Genomic DNA, 25,791 nt, shown 5'->3' on the forward strand with positions numbered 1-25,791 from the left:
TTGACCTTACAGTTAAGGTCAGGAGGATTGGTGTATGAAACTGATTTATGCCCCAAAATGAGTTGAGACTGATAGGAAATCGATTGGTAGACCTCAGACTTTGGGACACTTCAGATAATGAGGGCAAAAGGCGGAGCCTTATCCTCTGTGTGCTTGCGTTACAAAGGGTTAGCGACCAGCACCAGAGTGAATTGCAGAGGTCATACTTTGGAGTACTAGAGCTAATACAGGCAAAAAGAAAGACCTAACTCTACTATTTCTTTGTATAGAGAGCCAACCAATGAGTTCAAAGATTAGCTCGGCAGTCCCTAACTAGCTAATTGGCATGACACTTTGTGCTTCCTCATGTCAAATCCTAATCACATTAACTGTTAGTATGACTTGAGTTGCTTACGCCAATGGTGGAGTATTAATCAAAAGCAATAGCGTAAAGATTCCGTTTCAAGTCTTAAGTCTGCTCACAACAATGTAAGGTCTATATTACTTAATACTGATGTAAAATAGACCTCCAGAGTCGCCTCTTTATGTAAGTAAGCTTTTCTAATTGGATTAAAAAAGAATAAGAAGTAAATATGGATATCAAATATTGGGACGGTGGCCTAGAGCGCCACGAAATCGATGCGATTAAAAAAATTGAAAATGTGCTGAGCACCCCGAATGTACAAAAGTATAAAGGTAAAAATTCAAATCAAGGACAAGGGTTTGAAGCGCTTCAAGCGTTAAAGAAGCCTTTTAATGAGGGCTGGAAAGGATATGCAGGTTTTCGTTTTATCAATAAGCATAAGCAAGGTGAAATAGATTTATTAATAGTAACTCACTGCAATATTTTAATTATTGAACTTAAAGACTGGAATGGTAAGCCAGTTACTTCAAATTGCGGAAAATGGTTTTGGGGAAATGAAGACAGAGGCACATCCCCAGTAGAGCTTACTAGAAAGAATTTATACTTAAAAAATTACTTAAACCATTTGCAGGGAAGTTTAAAAATGAGGGACGTGTTCCTCATGTGCATTTTTTAGTAGTAATGAGCGGTGATAGTGATTTTTCTAAGTTACAAAAAAATGATTTAGCCCATACCTTAACATTAACTGATTTTTGTAAATTATGTTCTAACGAAGGTCAGTTTAATAAACGCTTTACTCCACATCCTGATGCAAAAGTATTGCTGCAAGATATTCCTCTGCTAGAAAAAAGCTTGCTGCTAAATGATAAAAAAGTAGAAGCAAGACCGTTATCCGTTGATGGTTGGCTAGGCCAAGAGCAAATTTTTGAACACCCGAATGAAGTATATAAAGAGTACCTTGCTCAAAGTGAAGCCGATAAGAATGATAGTGCCATTATCCGCAGCTGGGATTTTGATAAACTATCAAATCATGAGGCTAAAACTCCTGATGGACGTATAAAAATTGCCTCTCGTGAACGTGAAGTACTCACCAAGATAAAAAGAGAAAATAGAGAGCTATACGAGCATTGTGTATCTTCACTAACAATACCGACTAAAGAGAAGATAACCTCGCAATACAATGAGGTCGTTGAGCTTCCTCATGGTCATGAGCGCCTTAATGACTTTATCGCTACCTATGGTGAAAACTTATCCATTGATGAGCGTGTTAACTTAGTAAGAGTGTTAATAGCTCGCTTTGCAGACTTGCACCAATTGCAACTCGCTCACCGGGATATAGGTAAACACAGTATTTGGTTAAGTACTGGGCAACGTGTTGCGCTTTCAAACTTTATTTCGGCCTTTGATCGCAAGAAAGAAACCGTGGGTGATGTTCGAGATGAGCTATCGGTATACAACCAAGCTACGTCTTCTCTGTCGGCCTATCATTACGATGTTTCTCGCCTTGCTATTATTGCGTGGGCAATTCTTGAAGCCAAACGATTAACACCTGCACTTGAAAAATCATTAGAGAAAGACCTATCACAATGTGATGCTTGGTATGGCGAGACGTTATTAAAAGCACTTAACGGTAAAGACTTTGCTAATGCTGGTGAGTTTTTAGATGCTTTAGTTAATCAAGAACCAAGTAAGGAAGCCGATTTTAGCTTTTCGACTCAAGAATTAGAGCGATTTGTTAAATCGACTAAAGTTGGCCGGTTGCACCCTGAAGTGAAGTTTATTTCTGAAACTGATTCAAAAGAGGTATATAAGGCCGACAACGGTGTAGTGAAAGTTTGGAATAATATTAACCCTACTGACATAAATGCCGGTCTAGGGTTGCGCACGTTATCGTTTTTAGAACGAGTAGAAAAACTGCAAAGCCTTAATCTAAGTTTTATCCCCACCGTTATTGATTATGGTATTACCGCACGAGATAGCTCATTGTACTTGGTAAGTGAGTGGATTGAAGGTGAGGCTTTAGATCCTTATAGAATGCGTAATCGCAGAAACGATATTGTTAAAAGCTTAGTAGCACATATTGAGCATATGCATTCATTAGGCTTTGCACATGGCGACTTAAAACCTGAAAACGTTCTTGTAGATAAGCATGGTGACGTTTTTATTATTGATGTTTTAGATTTTCATCATGATGCAGAAGAGTTGCTTAATACCGAATATAGTCCTGCTGATATCGATAATAGCTCAGCCTTTGAACGTGATAATTATGCGGTAATGAAAATAAGTGCTGAATTACTGGAAATTGACTGGGGCACTGAGAGCTCAAGCTTTGAAGCAGTTAGCCAAGCTATTATTCACGAACTTGAAGACGTTGATTTTGGCTTTAGAGAATTAACTCGTTTTAAAGATGCCGTTTTAAATCCAGAACAAGCAGCACAACCATCGGTTGAAACAATTGATATTGAAATTGGTAGTGCCCGAGAAAACTTTGATACGCTGATAATATACCCAGATAACGGTAAGTTGTATGTTTCAATTGAAGAAAACAGAAATAAAGGCTACGGGTTAGTCGTTATCTTTTCAGGTTTAGGCGGCATTCAAAAGCTTTACTTTGATGAAAGTCGCTTTGAATTTGAACATGGCATGCGTCCAATAAAAAGTGAAAGGAGTGATGTTGCAAAGAGAGATATTGAAAATGCAGTGCTAGAACTTCCTTTTGCTATTCGGATTACTCAAGGTAGAGCAAGTAACTTAGAAACCCTCAATAGACGAATTCGACAGTTTTATAGTTTTGAAAACGCAGTTAAGCAATTTCAATTAAAACAAAGAAAAGTAGCGCCGCTTTCGATAGAACAATCCTCTGATATTATTGAGACTGAAACCAGTGTTGAGCCGATATCGACCAAAGAACTTTGGAAGGCAATTCTTAAAACAGAGACTGAATCTCATCCATATGTAGAGCTTATTGGCGAGCCTAGAACACATAAGGATGATAAAGACATTCTAATCCTGCCATATGAAGCTGAGAAAGATCCACTTGATGGCTTTACCGCTAAAGATCAAGTTGAAGCGATTATCGTTAATGATGAAGAAGACTACTTTATTGGCGAAGTTAATTTATCAGCCTCAGGATTAAATAGAGTGCAGTTATCTCGCTATTCGAATAGAGCTCACCGATTAACTGAAGAAGATATCATTTTCTTTCGTAGTAAAGCGGATAAGTCTTCTTTTAATAAGCGAAAGAACGCATTAACTCGTATTCTTGACCAAGACTCAGTTGTTGAAAACTTATCAGATTATTTTGAGCCTAACTGTGACATAGAGCCTACAGACTATGATTTAACTGTCACCGATGAAGACTTTAAACGTTATGACCGTAAAGACGATAACGGTAATGCTATTAAGCTTAATGATAAGCAACGAATAGCCTTTCAAAAGCTTCTAAGATTTGGCCCTCTTTCAATGTTGCAAGGACCACCTGGTACAGGTAAAACTGAGTTTATTGCTGCTTTTGTTCATTACCTAATTGAAAAACAAGGCACTGAGCGAATTTTATTGGTGAGTCAGTCACATGAAGCTGTAAATACTGCTGCAGAACGAATTCGAAAACACTGTGGCCGTTTAAAAACGGATCTTGATGTTGTGCGTTTTAGTCGAAGTGAATCAACTATTTCTCACTCTTTACGTGATGTTTATTCTGACAATATTGTTAGTCAAAAAGTAGAACAATTTGAAACTCAATTAAAATATCGAGTGTTGAACCTAGCTAAGTCATTAAAAGCTCCTGCTGATTATTTAGAAGCCTATTTAACGTTAGATAAGCAAATACTTTCACACATTACCGAGCAACAAAATGCTTTAATAGCGCTTGATGATGAAGAATTAGTTGCTAAACAGAAGAAAGAGCTTAAAAAACAAATAGGTGAAAGGAAGTCATTAATTAACAGTAGATTGCCTCAGAGTATACGTACCAACAAAGATTGGCATGATAATTTGAGTGAGGTTCGTGAAGGCTTAATTAAAGATTTAAACCATGAGTATGCTATTGAACCTAATATCTCTAGTTCAGTTCAACGATTAGTAAAATTGTCGAAAGATATGATACGAGTTATGCAATCTGGGAATGCGAATATGGACGAGTTTTTGGCCCGTTCAAAACAACTGGTCGCAGGTACTTGTGTTGGTATTGGTAACTGGAATATTGATATAGCAAGTAATCAGTATGACTGGATCATTATTGATGAAGCGGCTCGCTCAATTGCAAGTGAACTAGCAATTGCGATGCAAGTAGGTAAACGAGTGCTACTTGTTGGAGATCATAAGCAACTACCACCTCTTTATACTGATCCTCACAAAAAAGCCTTAGCAAGACATTTAGGTATTCAATCATCGAATGATATTGATGAATTAATTGAAAGTGACTTTGCCCGTGCGTTTGAAAGTGATTATGGAAAACAGGTTGGTGCAAAACTACTAGTACAATATCGAATGGCTCCTGCTATTGGTACTTTGGTCTCTCAGTGTTTTTATGATGGTGAGCTAGAAAATGGTGAACGAAAGATCCCTGATATTTACCGTGATGTGCCCAAAGCATTGAGTTCAGCTACAACGTGGCTTGATACATCGAATTTAAATAAAAAAGCACATCATCAAACGGGTTCTGGTCGAAGTATTTACAACGATGCTGAAGCTGATGCTATTGTTGATTTGCTTAAACAGGTTGATGAAAACGAGACTTTTGTTCATTCATTACTAGAGCAAGTAAAAGAAGGTGAAGCTGCTATTGGTGTAATTTGTATGTACGCCGAGCAGAAAAGACGAATAAGACAAAAAGTTAAAAAAGCATCTTTGTCTGATGAACTAACTAAATTATTGAAAATTGATACTGTAGATAGTTATCAGGGTAAAGAGAATCGCGTGATTATTTTATCGGTAACACGTTCAGAGCAAAAGCAAGGTTCAGGGTTTTTAAAGCTACCAAACCGAATTAATGTTGGCCTTTCAAGAGCTATGGACCGTTTGGTAATTGTTGGTGATAAGAGAATGTGGCAAGGAAAGAATAGCCAATTGCCATTTGGTAAGGTTATTAAGTTTATGGAAGAAAACGCTAGTGAAGACTTGTATCGCTTTGTAGACATTACAACCAAGAAATTTAAGAAGGCGGTATAGCTGTTATGGAAAACACAACGATTGAATTTAATGAAGTAGATTATATTGTACCTACTGAAACATTTGGTATTGAATACTCCTATTTAAGTAAACAAGGCTTTCCGTTCATAAAAGAATTTTTGCTTAAAGCACTTTATATTTCACCGCTTTCGAAGTTTGAACTGTCTTCATTTTTTGGCTTTAACCAGCGTGAATTAGCGGCTGCTATTGAGGAACCTATCAGTAAAGGTGAAGTTGCATATTCTGACGAAGGAAAGCTATTTTTAACCACATTGGCAAAAGGTTATTTTTCATCATTAGATGATAAACCTATGATTGAAAAGCCACAGTCTCGAACTTCTTCTGTTTCATTTGAATTAGTTGGGTTTAATAAAGTTAAAAACCAGCATGAAAATTGGCACACAGGTCTTCGTTTAAATGTTAATCATGAAGTACAAAGCTTAAGTGAGCAGCATGCAAGAGCTATGTTTACTAAACACTTTCAGCGGCTAGTAGAACGAGGTGAATTGGGAGTTATTAAAACTCATGATAACTCGTTACCTAGCCTTTATTCAGTTGATAAAGTGTCTAGAAAGAAAACTATCGCTCACAGAATTAAGCGTAAGTTTGAGATAGATTTAGACAGCCGAATTAAGCCTTTTTATGTTGATAAACTTTACGAAAATGATGAGGCAATTACACAGGCTATTGCACAAGAAACTGACAACATCAGATTAGGTAACAATCTAAATAGTATTATAGCTGCATGGGATGCTTTTGAAGATATGTCTGTTAGTCGTTTTATCAAAGATGACAGCATCGACTTTCGAAGTATGCTGGTTGAAATGGTAGCTGGCACTTCTGATAAACCGTATGAGCTTTTGGTTGGTCCATTATATGCTAAGCAACCTTGGAATGTTATTGAGAGCAATTTAAAGAAACTCAAGCCCCAGAAAAAGACGCAAAAACCAAGAGAGCTATGCTGGTTTGGTGCTAATACTCGTTATTGGGGAATGAGTGAAGGCTTTAATAAAGCTAAAGATAGCCTGAACAACTATAAAACGAATGGAAAAAGCACAAATTATAAGCTTAAGGTGTATTTACCTTGTGATGACCATCAGAATGTTGAAAGGCAAGCTGGTAGAGCATGGAAACACAAATTAGGTAGCATTGAGTTTTGTGAAGGTATTAGAAACGGCTTATTTGATGGTAGCGTTGAGGTTTTACTCTTAGATAATGAATTTGCTGCGGTAAGTTATCACTTATCAATGCCAGATCTTAGCCCTGTTCATATTCCGCTAGGTTTTTTCACAACAGACCAAAAGTTAGTTGCCAAAATAGCTAACGTTGCTAATGAGTTTTTGAAAGGCTCTGTGTCTCATGGAAAGCCGAATTTAATCGGTAAATTGTAAGTTAGAGCCTGATTTTGGGAAGTGTTACATCTGATTTTAGCAGTATAGTGGATGAGTGAGCGAGATCAGTTGCATACAAACTGTTTGCAATACTAAAAGTAATCTAAAAAGACAGTGTATCCTAAGGAGTCTAACTCACTTTGATGTCCAAAAACAGTTCTAATATTTATTGTGTAATAGCAATTTCTTGTTGGTCAGTTGAGGGGAATCACTTAATGAAAGCAAAACTTATATTCATCTCGGTATGTAAATATTGTATCAATATGACTACAAGAGAGGTTTCTTTATGATAGTTTTAAAGTATTCAGAGCTAGGCTCAAACTTAAAGAATGTCTGCGATTTAGTGATTAATAATTGTGAAATCGTGACTATTCAACGCCGTAATTCTGAAAATTTAGTGATGATGAGTGAATCAGAGTTTAATGCATGGCGTGAAACTATTTACCTGATGTCGAACCCTCATAATGCTTCATGGCTAATGGAGTCAATTGCACAAGGTACGCTTGTTGATAAGCCATTAGTTGATAGTGATGAATAATGTTATCTTGCTTTACTGAAAATGCTTGGAAAGATTTCGAGCATTGGCAAGTTTAAGATAAGACAATTTATCTAAATACTCACTCACAGAAAACCTCAAAGTACCCATATATGTCTAAAGATTTTGATTTCACTACAGAATACACTCTTGATAAGCGCTTTTTTGAAGAGTGCTATGATCAAACTAGTCGTCCTGCTAAATTTCCCAAGGCCTATCTCAAGGCTATGTTTTTTCTCATTTTCGGTGTGATTGTCGTTAAATTTGATCTCTTGCCAAGCAGTTACGTTGGTTGGTTCTTTATTGTTCTGAGTGTTATTGAAGTGCTTAGTGTTTATTTTAAGCGAACGTGGTGGGTATGGCGACAAACGTACAGTACCGGCTCTAATAGCAAAGTGACATTTCAAGTCAACTCTAGCGGTGTGAGTTATGATAGCTCAGCCAACAGTCGTAGTATTGCCTGGACTGATATCAACCAAGTTCAACAAAGTGATTTAGGTTTTATTTTTCATATAGGCAAGCAACGTCAATATATCAGTAAATCTTGCTTAAATGATGAAGCGATCGCATTCATTGTAGAGCAGCACGCAGCAGCTAAATGAAGACGGTTAATATTCGAAATATAGGGCAATAATAAATACTACACACTAAAACCTTGTATTGTCTTTACAAGGTTTTCCCATTCTACTTTTCTCACCGTCTATTTAACCGCGCTTTGGCTTTCCTTTAAACTCTTTAATACTACGCTTTTGTGCGCTGCGACGATTCGCTTGTTTATCACGAGCAGGACGTTTTGCTGCGCCAGAACTGGGTGTGTCAGTGACAGGGAAACCCACCAAATCATCGAGAGGTAATGCGCGTTTGGTTAGCTTACGTATTGCGTCTAATGCCAATGTTTCTGCATGACAAACCAAAGATATTGCCAACCCAGTGTGACCAGCACGAGCGGTACGGCCGACTCGGTGGACATAAACGGGTGCACTTTCAGGTAGATCAAAATTAATGACTACAGGTAGCGCATCAATATGAATGCCGCGAGCAAGTAGGTCGGTTGCAATGAGCACTTGGATATTTTGTTGTTTAAAGTCAGTGAGAGTTTGCTCGCGTGTTATTTGATCTTTATTACCATGTAAGGCAGCGGCTTTCACTCCAGCTTTAATCAGTTTTTTAGCTAAAGCATCGGCGTTGTCTTTGGCGCTGATAAAAACCAGAACTTGTTGGTTGGAATGTTGAGCCAGCAATGCCAGTAGTGCTTTGGTTTTACTGCCTTTGTTCACTAGATATAGTTGCTCATCAATATGGTCGACGACGCTATTCTCACTATTAGACTGAATTTTCTTGGCATTTGACATGATGGAATGCATTTTTTGTGCTAATTCATCGGCTAAGGTGGCAGAGAAACACAGTGTTTGGCGCGAGCTAGGCATAAAATCAATGATGCTTTGAAGGTCTTTCCAAAACCCCATATCAATTAAACGATCAGCTTCATCTAATACCAAGTGCTGAATAGCGGATAAGTCGAGTTTGTTTTCTTTGATAAGCGCCAATAACCGGCCTGGTGTTGCGATAATTAATGCAGGACTTTCGGCGAGTTGCTGTAATTGTTGTTCGATATCTACGCCGCCGAATAGGCTTGCGACTTTAATGCCTATGCTTTGAGCGAGTGGCTGTAGGCTGTGGTTTATTTGTCGGGCGAGCTCACGGGTTGGCACAATGATCACTGTGAGAACTTTACCGTTATTTTTAGGTTCTGCGGCAATCATAGAGAGTAGTGGTAGGGCAAATGCGTAGGTTTTGCCACTGCCAGTTTGCGCCAAAGCCAACACATCAGAACGGTTTAAAATTTCCGGGATCACTTGTTGTTGGATTGGGCTCGGAGTGACAACGGAATCGGGCAAGGCTTTGATAAGGACGGGGTTGAGTTTGAGTTCGCTAAAGGTCATGAAGGGGCTGCCTGTCAAAAATATGCGCAGAGTGTAGCACACAAGAGAAAGTACAAAGCCGCCATCGTTTAGTTTCGATGGCGGCTTTGTGTTTGGAAGTTAACGCTAATGCTAGCTTAATATAATGATCAAGGTACCGGCGAGCGTCATTAATATATTGGCAATGGCGTAAGTACCCGCATAACCAAGTGCAGGGATGGTTGATTTAGCGTAATCGTTAACAATATCCATGGCTGGAGCACAGGTTCTTGCACCGATGATGGCACCAAATAATAATGCACGGTTCATTTTCAATACATGAGCGCCAAATAGGTAAGCAACCACAACGGGAAGTACGCTGATAAGGAAGCTAACCCCAACAATTTTGAAACCCATTTGGCCTAAATATTCGAGCATATTTGAACCAGCACTTAGGCCAATTCCCACCATGAAGACCATTAAACCGAGATCTTTGACCATGTTCAGCGCACCTTGAGGTACATAACCGAAAGTCGGGTGGTTCGCTCTTAAATAACCTAGAGTGATGCCCGAAATAAGTAAGCCAACCGCATTACCTAATCCGAAAGTTACTTGACCAAATGTCATGGTGATCAAGCCAAACAGTAAACCAATAATAAAAAAGCTACAGAAGGCCAGTAAGTCGGCAATTTGGCTATGAATGGAGATGAAACCAATTCGCTCTGCTAAGCCAAGTACACGGCTCTTTTCACCACTGACTTGTAAAATATCACCTTTAGCCAATACGATATTTAAGTCCATTGGCATTTCAATTTGCGCACGAACAACACGGTTTAAGAAACAGCCGTATTCTGCAATGTTTAGGTCAGAAAGCTTTTTACCCGCAATACTGTCACTTTTTACTACGATTTCTTCTTCGGCAATGCGAAGGTCAAGCAAGTTACGGTCGAATACTTCTTTACCGTTACGGAAGCTAGGATCGAGACGAGCGTGACTATCTGGATAACCTACTAAAGCAATCTCATCACCGAGTTGTAAGATGGCATCACCATCTGGGTGGGCGAGGATACCATTACGACGAATACGTTCGATATAGCAACCAGTTTGGCGATAAATGCCTAGCTCACGTAGGTTCTTGCCTCCAGTCCAATCGATAAGTTCTTGCCCAACACGGTAAGCTCGAATAATAGGTAAGTAGACTTTTCGTTGTCCCGCACCGCCTAGACCGCGCTCTTGGGCAATCCGTTGAGCAGAATCACTGAGGTTTTCTTTTTGCAGTTTAGGTAGCAACTTAGCAAACATGATCATGCTGGTTAAGCCAATCAAATAAGATAATGCATAACCCACCGATAAGTTATCTAACACGGTAGACAGTTGCATGCTATCGGGAATCGTTCCTAGGCCGGAATTTAATGCATCTTGCGCACCTACTAGGATCGGGGTTGCTGTCATCGAACCAGCCATGATGCCGGCGGTTAATCCGAAATCTAAGCCGAAGAAATGTCCTAAGCCGTAGGTCAGTGTTGTTGCAGTAATCAGTACAATCAAACTTAGGAAGAAATAGTGCTTACCATCGCGGAAGAAAATGCCGAAAAAGTTAGGTCCAGCTTCGATGCCGACACAATAAATAAACAGCATAAAGCCTATGGTTAGCGCCTCGGCGTTAAATACAAAGCCAAGATCACCCATAAATAACGCCGTCAGCAGGACGCCAATAGAGTTGCCAAGTTGAAAGTTTCCGAAACGGATTTTACCAATAGATAAACCGATCGCTAATACGACAAATAACAGCAGTATAGGATTTTGGTTTAAGAGTGCAGCAACGTCTATATTCACGGTATTTCTCAGGTGAAATTAAAGTACAACAAAGAGTAGGATAGCTATCTAAAAACTTACTATTAAAATCAGTAAGCTTAAGTCGATATGCTTAGTTGTGAAGTGTATCGGATAAATGTGGAATTAATAAGAAAAAAAGCAAAAATATTAGATTAAATTTTGCGCTGTTAAATATTGGTTGATGATGTGTTGTGATTTAAGGCTAGATGAAAAAACGACCAGTGAGACTGGCCGCTTTAAAAGGGGGGATTTGAATGCGTTTTATTCGCTGTATAAACCTAGGTTTTCTTTTGCATAGGCTTCAAATTCTGTAAATCCACCTACGTGATCTTGGTCTACAAATATTTGAGGAACCGTTTCAACTGGTTTACCAACGGTCTTTTCTAAATCGGCTTTGCTGATACCTTCTGCATGAATATCAACATAGCGGTAGTTAAAGTCATCACGCTCTTCTTTTAACTTTTCCGCTAGCTCTTTTGCTCGTACACAAAACGGGCAAGCTGGACGACCAAAAATAACTACAAACATGGTTTATCTCCTTCCAATTCGTTATGTCGCCCACTATGCCTCAAGAGCATGCATTTTTAAAGTTGAGAACGGCTTATTTTAAGAGTTAAAAGTAATTAAGTATGTTGGATTCGCCTAAAATGGACTCGTTTTATTGTAACGAGAATCCCTTAGTACATCTTTTACTCGTTTTAAGTTTTCTCTAAAACCTGAGCCGCGACGTAAAGTAAAACCGGTCGCGAGTACATCAATCACGACCATTTGAACCACACGACTTGCCATTGGCATATATACATCGGTGTCTTCTGGAATATCAAGGGTTATTGCCAAGTCGCACACTTGCTCTAAAGGAGAGTCTTTGGCGGTAATCGCAATCACAGTCGCACCATTTTCTCTGGCGAGTTGCGCGGTTTCTACTTGGCTTTTTGTCCGTCCGGTATGTGAAATCAAAACCACCACGTCATTTTCTGTCGAGTTAATGCAGCTCATTCGTTGCATTACTACATCATCAAAATTCATGATTGGAATATTAAAACGGATGAACTTGTTCTGGGCATCTTTTGCAACGGCAGAAGAGGCGCCCAAACCAAAAAATGAAATTCGTTTCGCTTGCGTAAGTAAATCGACAGCACGGTTAATTTGAAAAGGGTCGAGGCTATTTTTGGCGACATCTAAGCAAGCCATAGTGGATTCAAAGATTTTATGGGTATAAGCATCAGGACCGTCAGATTCTTCTACATTGCGATTTACATAAGGCGTGCCGTTGGCCAAACTTTGAGCTAAATGCAGTTTGAAGTCAGGGAATCCTTTGGTATCTAAGCGGCGGCAGAAACGGTTGACGGTTGGTTCACTCACGTCAGCAATTTTGGCTAAGGTCGCAATACTAGAATGAATCGCCGTTTGTGGGGCTTCGATGATGACTTCTGCGACTTTTCTTTCGGATTTACTGAAAATATCTAGGTTCTTTTGAATTTTTTCTAATGTATTCATATTGCTCTCGAAAATGCTGAGACTCAAAGCCAAATTGGGTATTACTTGAATATAAAGATAGGGTAGTCATTGCCCAGATATATACTCGAGTCCATGAGTACATTGTCAGTATAACCATGGTGAGGGGATATTCATGTATTCGGTGGGGATTTTTATAGTGATAACATGACAAACTTCAAATTAAATTACAGTTTTGTAAGTTATGTACCCAACTTTATCGTTCAACAATGGTGATATTGGTCACTGGGTTTCTACTTTTCGAAAGAAATTTACAGAATGCTTGTTTGGATGGCCTTAGGCATTCTGCAAAATTTTGGCTGTAAGTTGGTTAATTTGTGGCAAGACTAATGAACTCGTTTGAGCAATTTGTCGCTGTTCTTCGATAACTGAATGAAGAATGTCATTGGTGGTGAGTGGGTTCGCGAGTACAACGCGGAATACGCTGGTTTCCATACGCTCCCACTGCACTGGCGTTAAACGAGTACGGGAGACAAAGGAAATACCATTTTCACGCTGCTTCTTTTGAACGAATTGCGTCAGTTCATTGAGTAATTGGTGTAACTGTTGGCGATCTTCAGCCGATGCGATTAATAAGGCTTTTCGTGTGTCTTGCGGTACATAGCGATAGGTTAGTAAACATAACTCAGGCTCAGAAATCAGTTCGAAGTCATTTTGTTGTTTGATTAAATCGGCAAAGTAACGGGCTTTATCAATGCTTTGATCGATTAATAGTTCGTAACCTGGGCGACTAATAATGTGCATGCTGGAATACACGAGCATCGCCATACCGGAGCGAGAACCTTCTAATGTGTGTGAACCGAGATCTTTTGAGCCTTTACGTAGAATGTATTCAGCATGGTGTTCAACCGCTTTCATTGCTTCTGGATCTTTAAATAACACCATTCCAGCACCCATTGGGATATACAGTTGCTTGTGAGCATCTATCGTCACAGAATCAGCACGTTCAATGCCTTTTAATAATGAACGATGATTATTCGACATTAATGTCGCGCCACCCCAAGCGGCATCAACATGGAAGTGGCAATCTTCTCGTTGTGCAATATCGGCGATGGTATCTAGAGGGTCAATGTTGCCTGTTTCAGTCGTGCCCGCCACACCAATAATCGCGAATGGTTTGATATTTTTTGCTTTGAGTTGTTTGATGGTTTCTTCAAGTGCTGTCGGGCAGATACGGTTGTTTTCATCGGCTTTGACTGGAACAAGATTAGACTGACCAATACCAAGCACATCGGCGGCTTTTTTAAGAGAGTAGTGCCCACGTTCAGACACTAATATCGCCATGCCTTGATAGCCATAATGCATCATGGCATTAAATAGGCCTTCTTTTTCTACCCCTTGAAAATCGCCATCAGCTTTTAATGCATTGTTGCGCGCAACCCATAATGCGGTGATGTTAGCTATGGTGCCACCAGAGCAAAATGCGCCGAGTGAATGCTCCGCACTATGCATCCATTTTTGATAAAAACTCTCAGATTGCCCGTAAATTAAACGATGTAGCATGCCAAGCACTTGGCGCTCTAATGGCGTGAATGCTTTGGAGGTTTCAATTTTTACTAGGTTTTGATTCAGCGCAATCATGATTTTAGACAACGGCATTAAAAAGTAAGGCAATGCAGAAGTCATGTGACCAATAAAGCTTGGTGCTGAGGTGTGTACCGAGTGGGATACTAGGGTATCAAGAAGATGCTGAGTATGCTCTGAAACAAAGGTCGGAAACTCGGGAATGGCGGCATCTGAAAAATCTTTTTCGATCTCTGATAAGGGTTTTTCTTCCGCGACAATATGCTCTCTTAAGAACTCATTTAGATTCTGAGAGAGTTTTTGTTCGATGTTACCCAATGTTGAATCGGGAGCCTCTGGCACAGTAAAAATGCGCAGCAAGCTCTCAAAATTGACATCTACAATTTTGTCGTTAGATCCCATAACACGTTTTCTTCTAGAGTTTCCGTTGATTTGAGCGAAATAATTTATCGTAATAAATCAATAAAGTCTCGCTCAAATGTAGGTAGGTTGTGTGTGGTTGTGCCCGAGGCAACATTATATCGAGGCAACATTATATATAGCTACTTACACTCAATGGCGTTAGTTTTCGCAACCGATTGATTGTATTTGTCTAATGCAGGTTTGATATTGCTAGGGTGGCTTAATAGGTCAGCAAAAGCAGAGCGTAAATCATAGTTTTTTTCATTTGGTGGTGACTGACGGTCATCAAATGTTGTTTTAGCAATTTTACCAAGTTCATCATCACGTTGTGATAAGGTTTTTACATCAGCTTGAGACAGTTTTAACCATGATTCTACTTGCTCATCCGTGGCAATTTTTTCAGGCTCAGAGGTGAGATAAAAATCTACTGCAGCACGGTTCAATTCAAAATGGTGGGTTCTACCTTGTAAAAACCAATCACCGACCTCTTTTAAATCTGGATTCGACTCTGTAGTGATAGACACAAGATCTTGGTACCAAGTTAAAGAGGCATCAATATAAGCATCGTATTTATCCGTTAAGCATTGGGTATTTTTATCTGTAGCGGCAAACACGGAACTGCTTAGAGATAACAATAAAAGGGCGATAGCAGGTTTTTTCATTTTCTTTCCTTGAAGTAAGGCATCAATAAAGCCATTTATTATAAATCATGGCTGCAGTCTAAATCAGTGCATCATATCACTTTTTATTGTCTGTTTTTTCGAGTTTACGCGCCCAATGATACGAAAAAGAGCATCAATACCGGAACGAGTAAGCTAAGAATAAATCCGCTGACGATGGCAATAGGGACACATTTTACACCACCAGTACTTTGGATGACGGGTAAAGTAAAGTCCATGGCGGTCGCGCCAGCATAACCAATACTGGTGCAAGGGTAGCGACGAATAAACATAGGTATGGCAATTAAGGCAACTAACTCACGCAGTAATTCCAACATAAAAGATGCGCCACCATAAACGGGGCCGTAAGCATCTCCCATTAAAATCCCCGCAAGTGAATACCAGCCAAATCCTGATGCCATCGCTAGACCGTTAGTCATTGGAATATCCAATATATACGATGCAATGATGCCACCGATCCATGAGGTTCCAACAATAATACAAGCGATGATCATGCCGCGTTTGTTTAAAATAATCTGTCTGAGTGTGAGGCCACTATTTCTTAATTGAATACCAATAAAAAAGAGCAAGAGTAATAAAATGCCTTCGCTGATTTCACTAATGTACGGAACCTGAAAAGGAAGCAGTAGACCTAATAATAAGCCAGCGCCAACGACTAAAATGAGTTTGGCCGATTCTAATGCCATCATATAAACCGGTAATGGGGCGGCTTTCGACTGGGCTTCGACTGGCATCCATTTATCTACAAATGGTAGTGCTGCCAAGTTGCAAGCACCAATCGCGATAAAAAAGGTAAAGGTGAAAAGTGCAATAGTCTGCAAGTTACTGCCGAGGTTATCTAACGCCGACAGACTTAATCCCATAAAAAATAGGATAACGTAGATCAAATAAGAAACGGCTTGATTGATTCTGTGGTGCCAAGCTTCGCTACGAAGGGTGATGAAATAACCCACGACTAATGGCAGGAAAATCATAAATACACCTGAATACATAAACACCCCAAATGAAAAGTGAGAGAGTAAAGCGCAATTGCGCGACCATCTTAATGATTTTGAGAATGAAAATCATCTACTTAACTAAGTTGGTTATTTATTTTTTTGTTTGAATTAAGTTTATTGACTATTTTATAAACAATAGGTTTTTTGTGGGAATATTGACTTCTTGAATTCGTCATTACATTTCCATGACACGATAAAAATAATAATGCGAGTAATCTCTCATTTTTCAATGGGTTTTCATGGTTAGGTGTGAGCTGTGCACTTACTTAATTTTTACCATAAAGTATCATTAATATTAGAGCGTGTTCATAAAAACATGGTTAATGGAGTCGATGTTTTTAAGCTTGCTCGCAAAAATATGGAAGTTATAAATAATATGTCTTAATGACGCTTGTGTATTGATCGGGGGATTAAACATAAGTACGGAGGTTACACATGGGCAGCAATATGGAGCGTTCTTTTTTTGAATATGTAGCTAAGTTTGGCTCGTTTCAAAAACGTTCAATGTTTGGAGGAATTGGATTATTTAGTGAAGATGCAATGTATGCACTAATTTCCGATGGAACTATTTTTATTCGTGGCGGCGGTAGTCTTGATAAAACCTTAGAAGAGAAGGGTTGTAAAAGATATAAACACGTTAAAAAACAAACGGTGGCAACGGTAAATTATTTTGATGTGACAAAATTATATACGGAAGGTGATGAGTCACTCGATAGCATCATTCAACTATCAATAGAATATTCTAAGCAAGAAAGAGCATTTCAAAAATCAGCAGATAGTCGTAGGTTGCGTGATTTACCCAATATGCAACTTACACTAGAGCGAATGGTGAAAAAAGCAGGCGTACCAGATGTGAGTACGTTTTTACAGATGGGACCAGAAGATGTCTTCATGAAGGTAAAAGAAGCGTATGGTGGCGATGTCGATATACGCTTGTTGTGGAAATTTGCCGGAGCAGTAGACGGTTGTCACTGGAAACTTATTCAAGAGCCTAGAAAGCAGCAACTTTTATCCAGTGTGCACCACTAAGTAACGCTTAAACTCTAAAAGAAAAGCCTCGCATGTTGTGCGAGGCTTTGTTGTCTTTATAGTGTTCAGTTTTGATTTACAGTTAAAACGTGCTTGATTAATAGTTAAAACGAGCTGTAATCATAACCTGGTCGCCATAGATGTAATTTAGCTTACCTTCTAGGCCAATAGAGAATAATTCTGTTGCATGGAATCGACCTGAAATTGAGCCATAAACTTCATCAGTATCATCATGGTTGTTGATTTTGTAGTAACCAAGTTGACCACCAACTTCAAACTGTGGACCTAACCATTGTCTAACACCTAGATTTACTTCCATTCCCGCGTCATCATCGAATTTGCGTCTGTCATCAACTAGTTTGAATAACATTTCACCTGTAATGTCTGTCCAGTTACTTACTGGCGCATGGAACCCTAAACCAGCAGAAAGATCGTAATCGCTGTCAAATTCAGAATCTAATGAAAAAATCGCGTGTGCATTAGGATGGATAGACTTACTGACAGCAGCACCAAAAGTCATCGGGCTAAGGCCAATTCGTGCATCAATATAATCGTAGTTAAAGTTGCTCATATTGGCAGAACCATTACTAGCGGCAAAAGTAGACCCAGATACCAATAGTAGGCCAGAAAGAATCAGTGACTTGCGCATGAAAGAAAACCCTTTTCTTATTCAATCGTAAAAATAGCAAATGAATTATTTATTTGTTTTTGCTCTATGTGACTGATTTTGTCAGAAGCCGCGACTGATGTAAATTGGCAAAGTACCAGTTAATGTAAACATTCAGACAAATATTACAGCTTTATACATTAATTTAATTTATGAGTTCTGAAATATTGAGCCTCTAGTACTTTCAATTTCTTTTTTTCATGACATCAAAAATGAATTTACGATAGACTGTTTTTTATTTGCCAAGGATTAAAATGAATAATGTAAAGAAGTTTGTCGCAATTGGTGGTGCAGTACTATTAGCTGCATGTTGGCCGTTAGCGCTAGGGCAGTTCGCCCAAACGACCATTCAAGACGCGGTAAATAAGCTAGACAAAGAAGAAGTCAATGTTGAGCTTGTTAATTACGATCGTGGTTACTTGAGCTCAACAGCCCAAACGAAAGTGACTGTGATTGATCCAGTATTAAAGCAGCAGCTTGAACTAGATGGTTTGCCAACCGAGTTTTTGCTAGATCACAATATCAGCCATGGCTTGGTCAGTATCGCGACGGATACTAAGCCTAATGACTATTCCCGTTTACCGATTGATATCCACTCTGTTACCTACATTAACGGTTCAACTGCATTGGATATGACGAGTCAAAAAATGGCATTTAACTTTGCCAATGATGTGAATTCTAAATTGGAGTTTTCTCCGGCTAAATTAAATGCGGATATTAGCCGCGATGGTCATATCAAGTTTGATTATGTTTTTGAAGGTTTTGATGGACACTTCAGTAATGGAGAATCGCTGATTGTCGACTCTATTGCTGGTTCAGGTAATGGCCAGAAAAAAGAGGGCTTTTGGTTGGGTAGTCAGCAAATCACTGTGGGTGAAACCAATATGGTTGATGCTCAAGGCGTGAGTATTGTTGATGTGCACAAATTTGATTATGAATTTAATACTGAAGAAAACGCAGAAGATAAAACCTTCTCTAGTCATCATAAAATCGCCGTAGATACCGTCGATCTTGTTGATGACTCGCTGACAGATCTGGGCGTTGATGCTTCATTTAATGCGTTAGATATTGAAAACTTTTCTCAGTTATTAAGTGTTTATCAAGATAAAGGTCATGCACTCAATAATGATGATCTTAAACTAATCATGGCATCGATTGATGGCTTGTTTGAAAAAGGGTTCAGCATTTCTCTTAATGAGATGAAAGCCTCGATTGGTGAAGGCAAATTTAATAGTGATTGGTTACTTAATTTCCCTAAAGGCGATAACAAAGTGACTAAGAACCCGATGCAAGTGATCTCATCGATTAATGGTGGAGCGAATGCCTTTGTTTCTAATGAAATGGTTACGCAATTTCCATTTATTCAATCGGGTTTAGATAATTTAATCCAGCAAGGTATTATGGTGAAGCAAGCGGATGGTTATCATCTTAATGGTGAGATTAAAGGCGGCAACATTGTGTTCAAAGGTGGTAAAACATTGCCGCTATTTGTGGTACTTGCACCGTTATTTTTATAATCGGAATGAAATGTACGACACACATTTTTTATTGAGAAAATAGGTGTTTTGCGATGAAAGGGGCCAATGTGGCCTCTTTTTTTATGTTTGAACAAAAATGGCTTTTCTCAATTAAGTAAAAAATGGTATTACTGTAGGTAAATTCGTTATCTTCATTTGTCATCTACGCAGGAGCAAAATTCATCATGGAACCTATCTATAACTTCAGTGCTGGCCCAGCAAGTCTTCCTAAAGCGGTTATGCAACAAGCTCAAAAAGAGTTTTTAGATTGGAATGGCCTAGGCACATCCGTTATGGAAATCAGTCACCGCAGTAAGCCTTTCTTGAAAGTTGCGGCGGATGCAGAGCAAGATCTACGTGATCTACTTTCTATCCCTGATAATTACAAAGTGCTTTTCTGCCAAGGTGGCGCACGTGCTCAGTTTGCGGCTATTCCGATGAACTTACTGGGCGATGCTAAAACCGCTGATTATATTGATGGCGGATACTGGGCAGCCAGCGCGGTTGATGAAGCGCAAAAATATTGCCGACCGAATGTATTTAAAGCGTCTACCGAAATTGATGGAAAAACCGCAGTACTGCCGGCTTCTGAGTGGATTTTATCGGATGATGCAGCTTATGTGCATTTTTGTCCGAATGAGACCATTGATGGCATTGAAATTAATGATTTACCACAGACAGATAAACCCATTGTCGCAGATATGTCTTCAACAATTCTATCTCGTGAAATTAATGTTTCTAAATATGGCGTGATTTACGCTGGCGCTCAGAAAAACATTGGCCCAGCCGGTTTATGTATTGTGATCGTTCGTGATGATTTGCTTGAATTCGCTCATTCAGCATTGCCAAGCATTTTAAATTATAAAGTTTTGTTTGAAAAAGAGTCGATGTTTAACACGCCTCCAACTTATGCTTGGTACTTATCGGGCTTAGTCTTTAAATGGCTGAAAGCCAATGGTGGTGTTGCAGCGATGGAAAAAGTGAATCGTGCCAAAGCGGCGTTACTTTACCAATGTATTGATGAGTCAGATTTTTATCGTAATAACGTCCATGCGAATAACCGTTCATTGATGAATGTGCCATTCCAACTCGCCAAACCTGAGCTTGATGGATTGTTCCTTGAGCAAGCTGAAGCGCGTGGTTTGCAAGCCTTGAAAGGGCATAGAGCGGTAGGTGGCATGCGAGCGTCTATCTACAATGCAATTCCATTAGAGGGCGTACAAGCCTTAGTTGATTTTATGAAAGAGTTTGAAGCCGCGAATAAATAACTTCAAATTTATGAATAGATAAAAAACCGCCAAGTTGATTTTTCAACTTGGCGGTTTTTGTTTGGATTATCTTTTTTAAGCGAGGTTCTTTATAAACGTTGATGTAAGCGGTGATACAAGCCATTTTTGGCCAGTAATTCGCTATGGTTACCTTGTTCTACGATCTCACCTTGATCCATCAGACAAATCATATCCATTTTTTCTAAGCCAACTAAGCGGTGAGTTACGAATACCACTGTTTTATCAATAGCATGTTTACTTAATAACTGCATGATTTGGCTTTCAGTTTGTTTGTCTAAGCCTTCTGTTGGTTCATCTAACAGCATAATTGGAGCGTTGTGTAATACCGCGCGGGCAATACCAATACGACGTTTTTCACCGCCAGAGAGTTGACGACCACCATCACCTAACCAAGTATCTAAACCGAGGTTTTCATTCAGGTGAGAAAGACCAACTTCTTGCAAAATCTGCTTCATTTCTTCATCAGAAGCATCAGGCTTAGCCAGTTGTAGGTTGTCTTTTAATGTGCCATTCAGAATATCAACACGTTGACTAACCACTGAAATACTTTGGCGTAAACCTTTCTCTGTCCATTGTTCAATAGCGCTGCCGCCAAGAAGTAATTCACCTGAAGTAACATCAAACTGGCGAGTTAACAATTGCAGTAGGGTAGATTTCCCTGAACCGGTTTGGCCGACAATCGCCAGTTTCTGACCAGCATTTAAATTCAGCGATACAGATTTAAGCGCATCGTTATCACTACCATGGTAACGATAATTCACCTTGTTCAGTTGAATATCATAATTTTGGCTGGTTTCTGTACCTGATTCAGTAAATACGACATCTGGCGTTGCTGAAAGCACTTCGTTTAATCGGCGCGCTGATTCTAAGGTTTGTCCTAGGTATTGGAAGGCGCCAGCAATTGGCATTAACAGTTCAAAACTGGCCATGGTTGCAAAGGCCATCATCGCGACCATTGGGCCCGGAGGCTGACCATTAATACCATCAGCTGCCATCCAAATGATCAGCACTAGGCTCCAACCATTTGCAAGTAACAGTAGGGCGCTTGCAAGACCGGTGTAGTGAGCATTCTTAAATTGGTTTTGAATCAGTGAGTTTTGGTGCGTGCTTATGGCTTCACGGTATTTAGGTTCAGCGCCAAATAGCACTAATTCACTATGGCCTTGTACCCAGTCTAGGGTAGCAATACGTAATTTAGCTTTATTTTGAGTTAGTGTTTCACCATTGTGCTTGCCTAATTTGTAGAAAATAATAGGCCACAGCAATAACAAGGTGAGTAGAATCGCTCCAAGTGTTAAGCCTATGGTTAAATCAAACCAAGCAATGAACACAGTTAATGATGCGATACCAAAAATGCCGACAATAATTGGACTCACTAAGCGTAAATACACGTGATCCATAGCATCGACATCCGCCACAAGACGGTTGAGTAGATCCGCATCTCGCAGTTTTGATAAGCGACCCGGAATCAGCGGTGTTAATTTCTTAAAGAAGAAAATACGTAGATCGGCCAATAATTTGAACGTTGCATCGTGGCTGACAACTCGCTCACCCCAACGGCCAGCAGTTCTCGCCATTGCAAAACCTCGAACACCGCCACCAGGTAGCATGTAGTTGAAGGTTTCTCTTGCAATAGTAAGCCCAGCAACCGCTGCAGCGGATAAGAACCAACCTGAAAGGGTAAGAAGACCAATTGAGGTAACTAAAGTCACAAAGGCTAAAAACATACCCAGTGATAGGCTAAACCAATGTTTTTTGTAGAGTTTGAGATAAGGTGCTAACTCACGCATCTAAATTCCCCTTATTCTCGTTGTCGATTTCAACTTTTGAAGACAACATTTGAGCAAATAAACCTGAATCTTTAATCGCATCATATTGGCCAGATTGAACAATCTGACCGGCATTCATCACCAAGATATTCTCAACTTGTTTTAAGTGATCTAATTGGTGAGTCACCATTAATGTGGTTTTGCCAACGGTATTATCCGCTAATGCCTTAGCCACTAATTTTTCACTATGTGCATCCAAGCTGGCGGTTGGTTCATCTAATAGCCAGAATTGACCATTTTGCAGCATGGCGCGTGCAAGTGCTAAACGCTGTGCTTGCCCAACCGATAGGCCACCTGAACGATCGCTAATGTGATAATCCAAACCATGACTTTCGACAAACTCAGCCGCAAAGGCATCTTGTAATGCTTTGGTGACTTCTTGTTGAGAAATGTGTTGTTGTCCAAGAACCACGTTGTCGTAAATGCTGCCGTTAACCAGCAGTGGGTTTTGGCCCACCCAACTTATATTACTGCGCCATTGTTTTAAATCGAGTTCTTTGACTTCAATGCCATTGATTTGCAAAGAGCCAGAATAGGGTAGAAAACCTAGAATCGCATTGATTAAACTGGTTTTACCTGCGCCGCTTGGGCCAACTAACGCTGTGGTTTGATTAGCATCTAAAGTGAAAGAGATAGGGCCAACTAGCTTAGTTTTCTCCGGGCTAAATACTTCCAAATCATGGGCGGTAATTACGATTTTATCTGGGGTAGCTAAAGGTGTCGTGCCAGATTTAGCCGCTTCAACATCAGCATCTAAAAACTCAACAATACTTTCCGCTGCACCTAATGCTTGAGCTTTAGCATGGTAGAAGGTGCCTAAGTCACGTAATGGTTGGTAAAACTCAGGCGCTAATACAAGAACAAACAAACCGGTAAATAAGGTGATGCCTGCGCCGTAGTAACCAAAGTTAAGTTCGCCAATGTAGCTAAACCCGAAATACACCGCAGTAATCGCAATGGAAATAGAAGTGAAGAATTCAAGTACTGCCGAAGATAAGAAGGCAATACGTAACACATCCATCGTGCTTTTACGTAAAACCTCTGAAGCGCCGCGTAGTAATTCAGTTTCAGCTTCTGCGCGGTGGAACAGACGAATCGTGGTCATAGATTGCAAACGATCATAAAAATGACCAGATAAACGTTGCAATGCTTTGAAGTTCTTCTTATTCGCATCAGCCGCTTTCATGCCAACTAATGCCATGAACAGTGGGACGAGTGGAGCAGTGATAAGGAAAATCAAACCTGCTGCCCAGTTGGTTGGGAATACGACCACTAAGATCAAAAACGGAATGAAGACCGCGAGTGACATTTGCGGTAGGTAACGAGAGAAGAAGTCTTGCATCTCTTCAACTTGTTCTAGTAATAACGCTGCCCAAGTACCGGCTGGTTTGCCTTTAATATAGGCAGGGCCTAGGTCGCGGAGTTTATCTAAAATTTGTTGACGGATATAAAGACGTACCGCTTCACCACAGCGATAGCCGGCAATTTCACGCCCCCAAGTACATAATGCACGGCCTGCGATCATCACCGCTAAACCGATGAAGGAACTGACGAGTTGATGTTTATCGACATTCTCTATGATGATGTTATGCAGAATAGAGGCTAATAATGCGGCTTGACCGAGTAGAAATAAGGTAGAAAGAACACCTAATCCTATTGTTATCAGTAACCATTTTTTCGCAAGTTTACCTTGCTGTTTTAGCCATTTAGTTAAATGACGTCTTTGTTGTTTATCCATGTAAGACTCATTCCCATCAGGGGTGAAAGGGGCAGGATTGCATCTAAAAAAGGCCATTGTCATAAACACTGAAATTCGAGAGTGATGCCGCGTCGGCACTGCAGTGATATAACAAATTGGCTTGTGTTACTTTCGCCTTAATAATTAGGCAGGCATATTCTATCAGCGATTGATTCGCTTGTACTTAATAAGGTGCTTATTTATAAAAGAAAAGAGGGCGAAAAACCCTCTTTTATATATTGCTATTTTACGCTGTTCAGTGCATCTAGGTAGCGTTCTGCATCGAGTGCAGCCATACAACCAGTACCTGCGGATGTGATCGCTTGGCGGTAGTTATGATCCATAACATCACCCGCGGCATAAATGCCTTCAATGCTAGTTTGAGTCGCGTTACCGTCTAGGCCCGATTTTACGATGATGTAACCATCTTTCATTTCAAGTTGGCCTTGGAAAATGTCGGTGTTCGGCTGATGACCAATCGCTATGAAAGCACCCATCACATCAATGGTTTCAACGTTATCAGATTGAGTATCCTTAATTTTAACGCCAGTTACGCCCATTTCATCACCCACGACTTCTTCAAGTGTGCGGTCAGTATGAAGAATGATATTGCCGTTCTCGACTTTATCCATTAAGCGGTTAATCAGAATTTTTTCTGCGCGGAAGCTGTCGCGACGGTGAATTAAGTGAACTTCAGAAGCAATGTTTGACAAGTAAAGCGCTTCTTCTACGGCGGTATTACCACCACCGACTACCGCGACTTTTTGGTTGCGATAGAAGAAACCATCACAAGTGGCACAAGCAGAAACGCCGCGACCTTTGAAGGCTTCCTCAGATTCTAAACCTAAGTATTTGGCAGACGCGCCCGTTGAGATAATTAACGCATCGCAAGTATATTCGCTTGAATCACCTTTTAGGCGGAAAGGGCGCTGGCTGAAATCAACTTCATTAACGTGGTCAAACACAATCTCAGTTTCAAAACGTTCTGCATGCTCTTTCATGCGATCCATTAAGCCTGGGCCTGTTAGTCCTTCTGGATCACCCGGCCAGTTTTCAACTTCAGTTGTGGTGGTTAATTGGCCACCTTGCTGCATGCCTGTCACTAACACCGGCTTCAAATTGGCGCGCGCAGCATAAACCGCCGCAGTATAACCTGCAGGACCTGAACCAAGGATGAGTAAATTACAATGCTTAACGTTGCTCATGAAGACTCCAATTTGAATGCGATAAAGGTCAATATATTGTGTCTGGATTGTATGGAAAATGTCGCATTAAAGAAAGTAATAGATTTACATTCTGCAAAGGAAATGGAGTGAACTGACATAGCACCGCTAAATTCATGCGCGTAATTAGCATTATATTCTGGCAAGTTGTACTTAAGTGTTTGTTACTGGCTAAGAAGTTAGAATTAAGTTTTATATTTCACTG

The 25,791-nt window shown here is 39.9% G+C and carries 19 protein-coding genes; 8 read left to right on the forward strand and 11 right to left on the reverse strand.

Annotation, left to right across the window (positions count from 1 at the left end; translation table 11 throughout):
• Positions 1–572 precede the first annotated feature (572 nt).
• The 5 genes from L3V25_RS10730 to L3V25_RS10750 all read left to right on the forward strand — a co-directional run bounded on the left by L3V25_RS10730 (position 573) and on the right by L3V25_RS10750 (position 8,040).
• The gene (locus L3V25_RS10730) at positions 573–1,019 is read left to right on the forward strand and encodes a nuclease-related domain-containing protein (protein ID WP_237295346.1); all 447 of its coding nucleotides are present in this window, start codon (positions 573–575) and stop codon (positions 1,017–1,019) included.
• A complete protein-coding gene (locus tag L3V25_RS10735; RefSeq protein ID WP_237295347.1) occupies positions 1,007–5,512 on the forward strand; it encodes an AAA domain-containing protein in 4,506 nt (1,501 codons plus the stop codon). Before L3V25_RS10730 ends, L3V25_RS10735 begins: the two co-directional genes overlap by 13 nt.
• Before the next feature lie 5 nt (positions 5,513–5,517).
• Positions 5,518–6,903, forward strand: a complete 1,386-nt coding sequence (locus L3V25_RS10740) for a hypothetical protein (RefSeq protein ID WP_237295348.1) — start codon at positions 5,518–5,520, stop codon at positions 6,901–6,903.
• Positions 6,904–7,189: 286 nt separating this feature from the next.
• Positions 7,190–7,441, forward strand: coding sequence for a type II toxin-antitoxin system Phd/YefM family antitoxin (locus tag L3V25_RS10745; protein ID WP_237295349.1), 252 nt, complete (start codon positions 7,190–7,192; stop codon positions 7,439–7,441).
• Between the two features lie 110 nt (positions 7,442–7,551).
• The gene (locus L3V25_RS10750; protein WP_237295350.1) at positions 7,552–8,040 is read left to right on the forward strand and encodes a YcxB family protein; all 489 of its coding nucleotides are present in this window, start codon (positions 7,552–7,554) and stop codon (positions 8,038–8,040) included.
• 102 nt (positions 8,041–8,142) lie between these two features.
• Here L3V25_RS10750 and L3V25_RS10755 read toward each other — a convergent pair whose 3' ends face one another.
• The 7 genes from L3V25_RS10755 to L3V25_RS10785 form a co-directional block, all read right to left on the reverse strand.
• Positions 8,143–9,381: a DEAD/DEAH box helicase gene (locus tag L3V25_RS10755; protein WP_237295351.1), complete on the reverse strand. Its 1,239-nt coding sequence runs from the start codon at positions 9,379–9,381 to the stop codon at positions 8,143–8,145.
• A gap of 111 nt (positions 9,382–9,492) precedes the next feature.
• Positions 9,493–11,175 carry an aspartate:alanine antiporter gene (locus L3V25_RS10760; protein WP_237295352.1) on the reverse strand — a complete coding sequence of 561 codons (1,683 nt, stop codon included), beginning with the start codon at positions 11,173–11,175 and terminating at the stop codon, positions 9,493–9,495.
• A gap of 261 nt (positions 11,176–11,436) precedes the next feature.
• Positions 11,437–11,703 (reverse strand): GrxA family glutaredoxin, encoded by a 267-nt coding sequence (locus tag L3V25_RS10765; protein ID WP_089123054.1) that lies wholly within the window; start codon positions 11,701–11,703, stop codon positions 11,437–11,439.
• 114 nt (positions 11,704–11,817) lie between these two features.
• A complete protein-coding gene (locus L3V25_RS10770; RefSeq protein WP_237295353.1) occupies positions 11,818–12,672 on the reverse strand; it encodes a MurR/RpiR family transcriptional regulator in 855 nt (284 codons plus the stop codon).
• A gap of 294 nt (positions 12,673–12,966) precedes the next feature.
• A complete protein-coding gene (gene panP, locus L3V25_RS10775) occupies positions 12,967–14,616 on the reverse strand; it encodes a pyridoxal-dependent aspartate 1-decarboxylase PanP (protein ID WP_237295354.1) in 1,650 nt (549 codons plus the stop codon).
• 140 nt (positions 14,617–14,756) lie between these two features.
• Positions 14,757–15,278 (reverse strand): hypothetical protein, encoded by a 522-nt coding sequence (locus L3V25_RS10780; protein ID WP_237295355.1) that lies wholly within the window; start codon positions 15,276–15,278, stop codon positions 14,757–14,759.
• A gap of 104 nt (positions 15,279–15,382) precedes the next feature.
• Entirely contained in the window at positions 15,383–16,288 is a 906-nt protein-coding gene (locus L3V25_RS10785; protein ID WP_237295356.1) for a lysine exporter LysO family protein, read from the reverse strand.
• A gap of 441 nt (positions 16,289–16,729) precedes the next feature.
• Here L3V25_RS10785 and L3V25_RS10790 point away from each other — a divergent pair, with 441 nt between their 5' ends.
• Positions 16,730–17,323 (forward strand): TfoX/Sxy family DNA transformation protein, encoded by a 594-nt coding sequence (locus L3V25_RS10790; protein WP_089123049.1) that lies wholly within the window; start codon positions 16,730–16,732, stop codon positions 17,321–17,323.
• A gap of 97 nt (positions 17,324–17,420) precedes the next feature.
• On the opposite strand, the gene L3V25_RS10795 is transcribed toward L3V25_RS10790, so the two are convergent.
• The gene (locus L3V25_RS10795) at positions 17,421–17,972 is read right to left on the reverse strand and encodes a hypothetical protein (protein WP_237295357.1); all 552 of its coding nucleotides are present in this window, start codon (positions 17,970–17,972) and stop codon (positions 17,421–17,423) included.
• A 272-nt stretch (positions 17,973–18,244) separates the two neighbouring features.
• On the opposite strand from L3V25_RS10795, the gene L3V25_RS10800 reads away from it, so the two are divergent.
• Positions 18,245–19,507: a DUF945 family protein gene (locus tag L3V25_RS10800; protein ID WP_237295358.1), complete on the forward strand. Its 1,263-nt coding sequence runs from the start codon at positions 18,245–18,247 to the stop codon at positions 19,505–19,507.
• Between the two features lie 185 nt (positions 19,508–19,692).
• Entirely contained in the window at positions 19,693–20,775 is a 1,083-nt protein-coding gene (gene serC, locus L3V25_RS10805; protein ID WP_237295359.1) for a 3-phosphoserine/phosphohydroxythreonine transaminase, read from the forward strand.
• Between the two features lie 89 nt (positions 20,776–20,864).
• Here serC and cydC read toward each other — a convergent pair whose 3' ends face one another.
• The 3 genes from cydC to trxB all read right to left on the reverse strand — a co-directional run bounded on the left by cydC (position 20,865) and on the right by trxB (position 25,568).
• The gene (gene cydC, locus L3V25_RS10810) at positions 20,865–22,586 is read right to left on the reverse strand and encodes a cysteine/glutathione ABC transporter ATP-binding protein/permease CydC (protein WP_237295360.1); all 1,722 of its coding nucleotides are present in this window, start codon (positions 22,584–22,586) and stop codon (positions 20,865–20,867) included.
• Positions 22,579–24,363, reverse strand: coding sequence for a cysteine/glutathione ABC transporter permease/ATP-binding protein CydD (gene cydD / locus L3V25_RS10815; RefSeq protein WP_237295361.1), 1,785 nt, complete (start codon positions 24,361–24,363; stop codon positions 22,579–22,581). The genes cydC and cydD overlap by 8 nt, the downstream gene beginning before the upstream one ends.
• A 242-nt stretch (positions 24,364–24,605) precedes the next feature.
• A complete protein-coding gene (gene trxB / locus L3V25_RS10820; RefSeq protein WP_237295362.1) occupies positions 24,606–25,568 on the reverse strand; it encodes a thioredoxin-disulfide reductase in 963 nt (320 codons plus the stop codon).
• Positions 25,569–25,791: the final 223 nt, after the last annotated feature.

The organism is Vibrio sp. CK2-1, from assembly GCF_021726515.1.
Classification (GTDB): Bacteria; Pseudomonadota; Gammaproteobacteria; order Enterobacterales; family Vibrionaceae; genus Vibrio.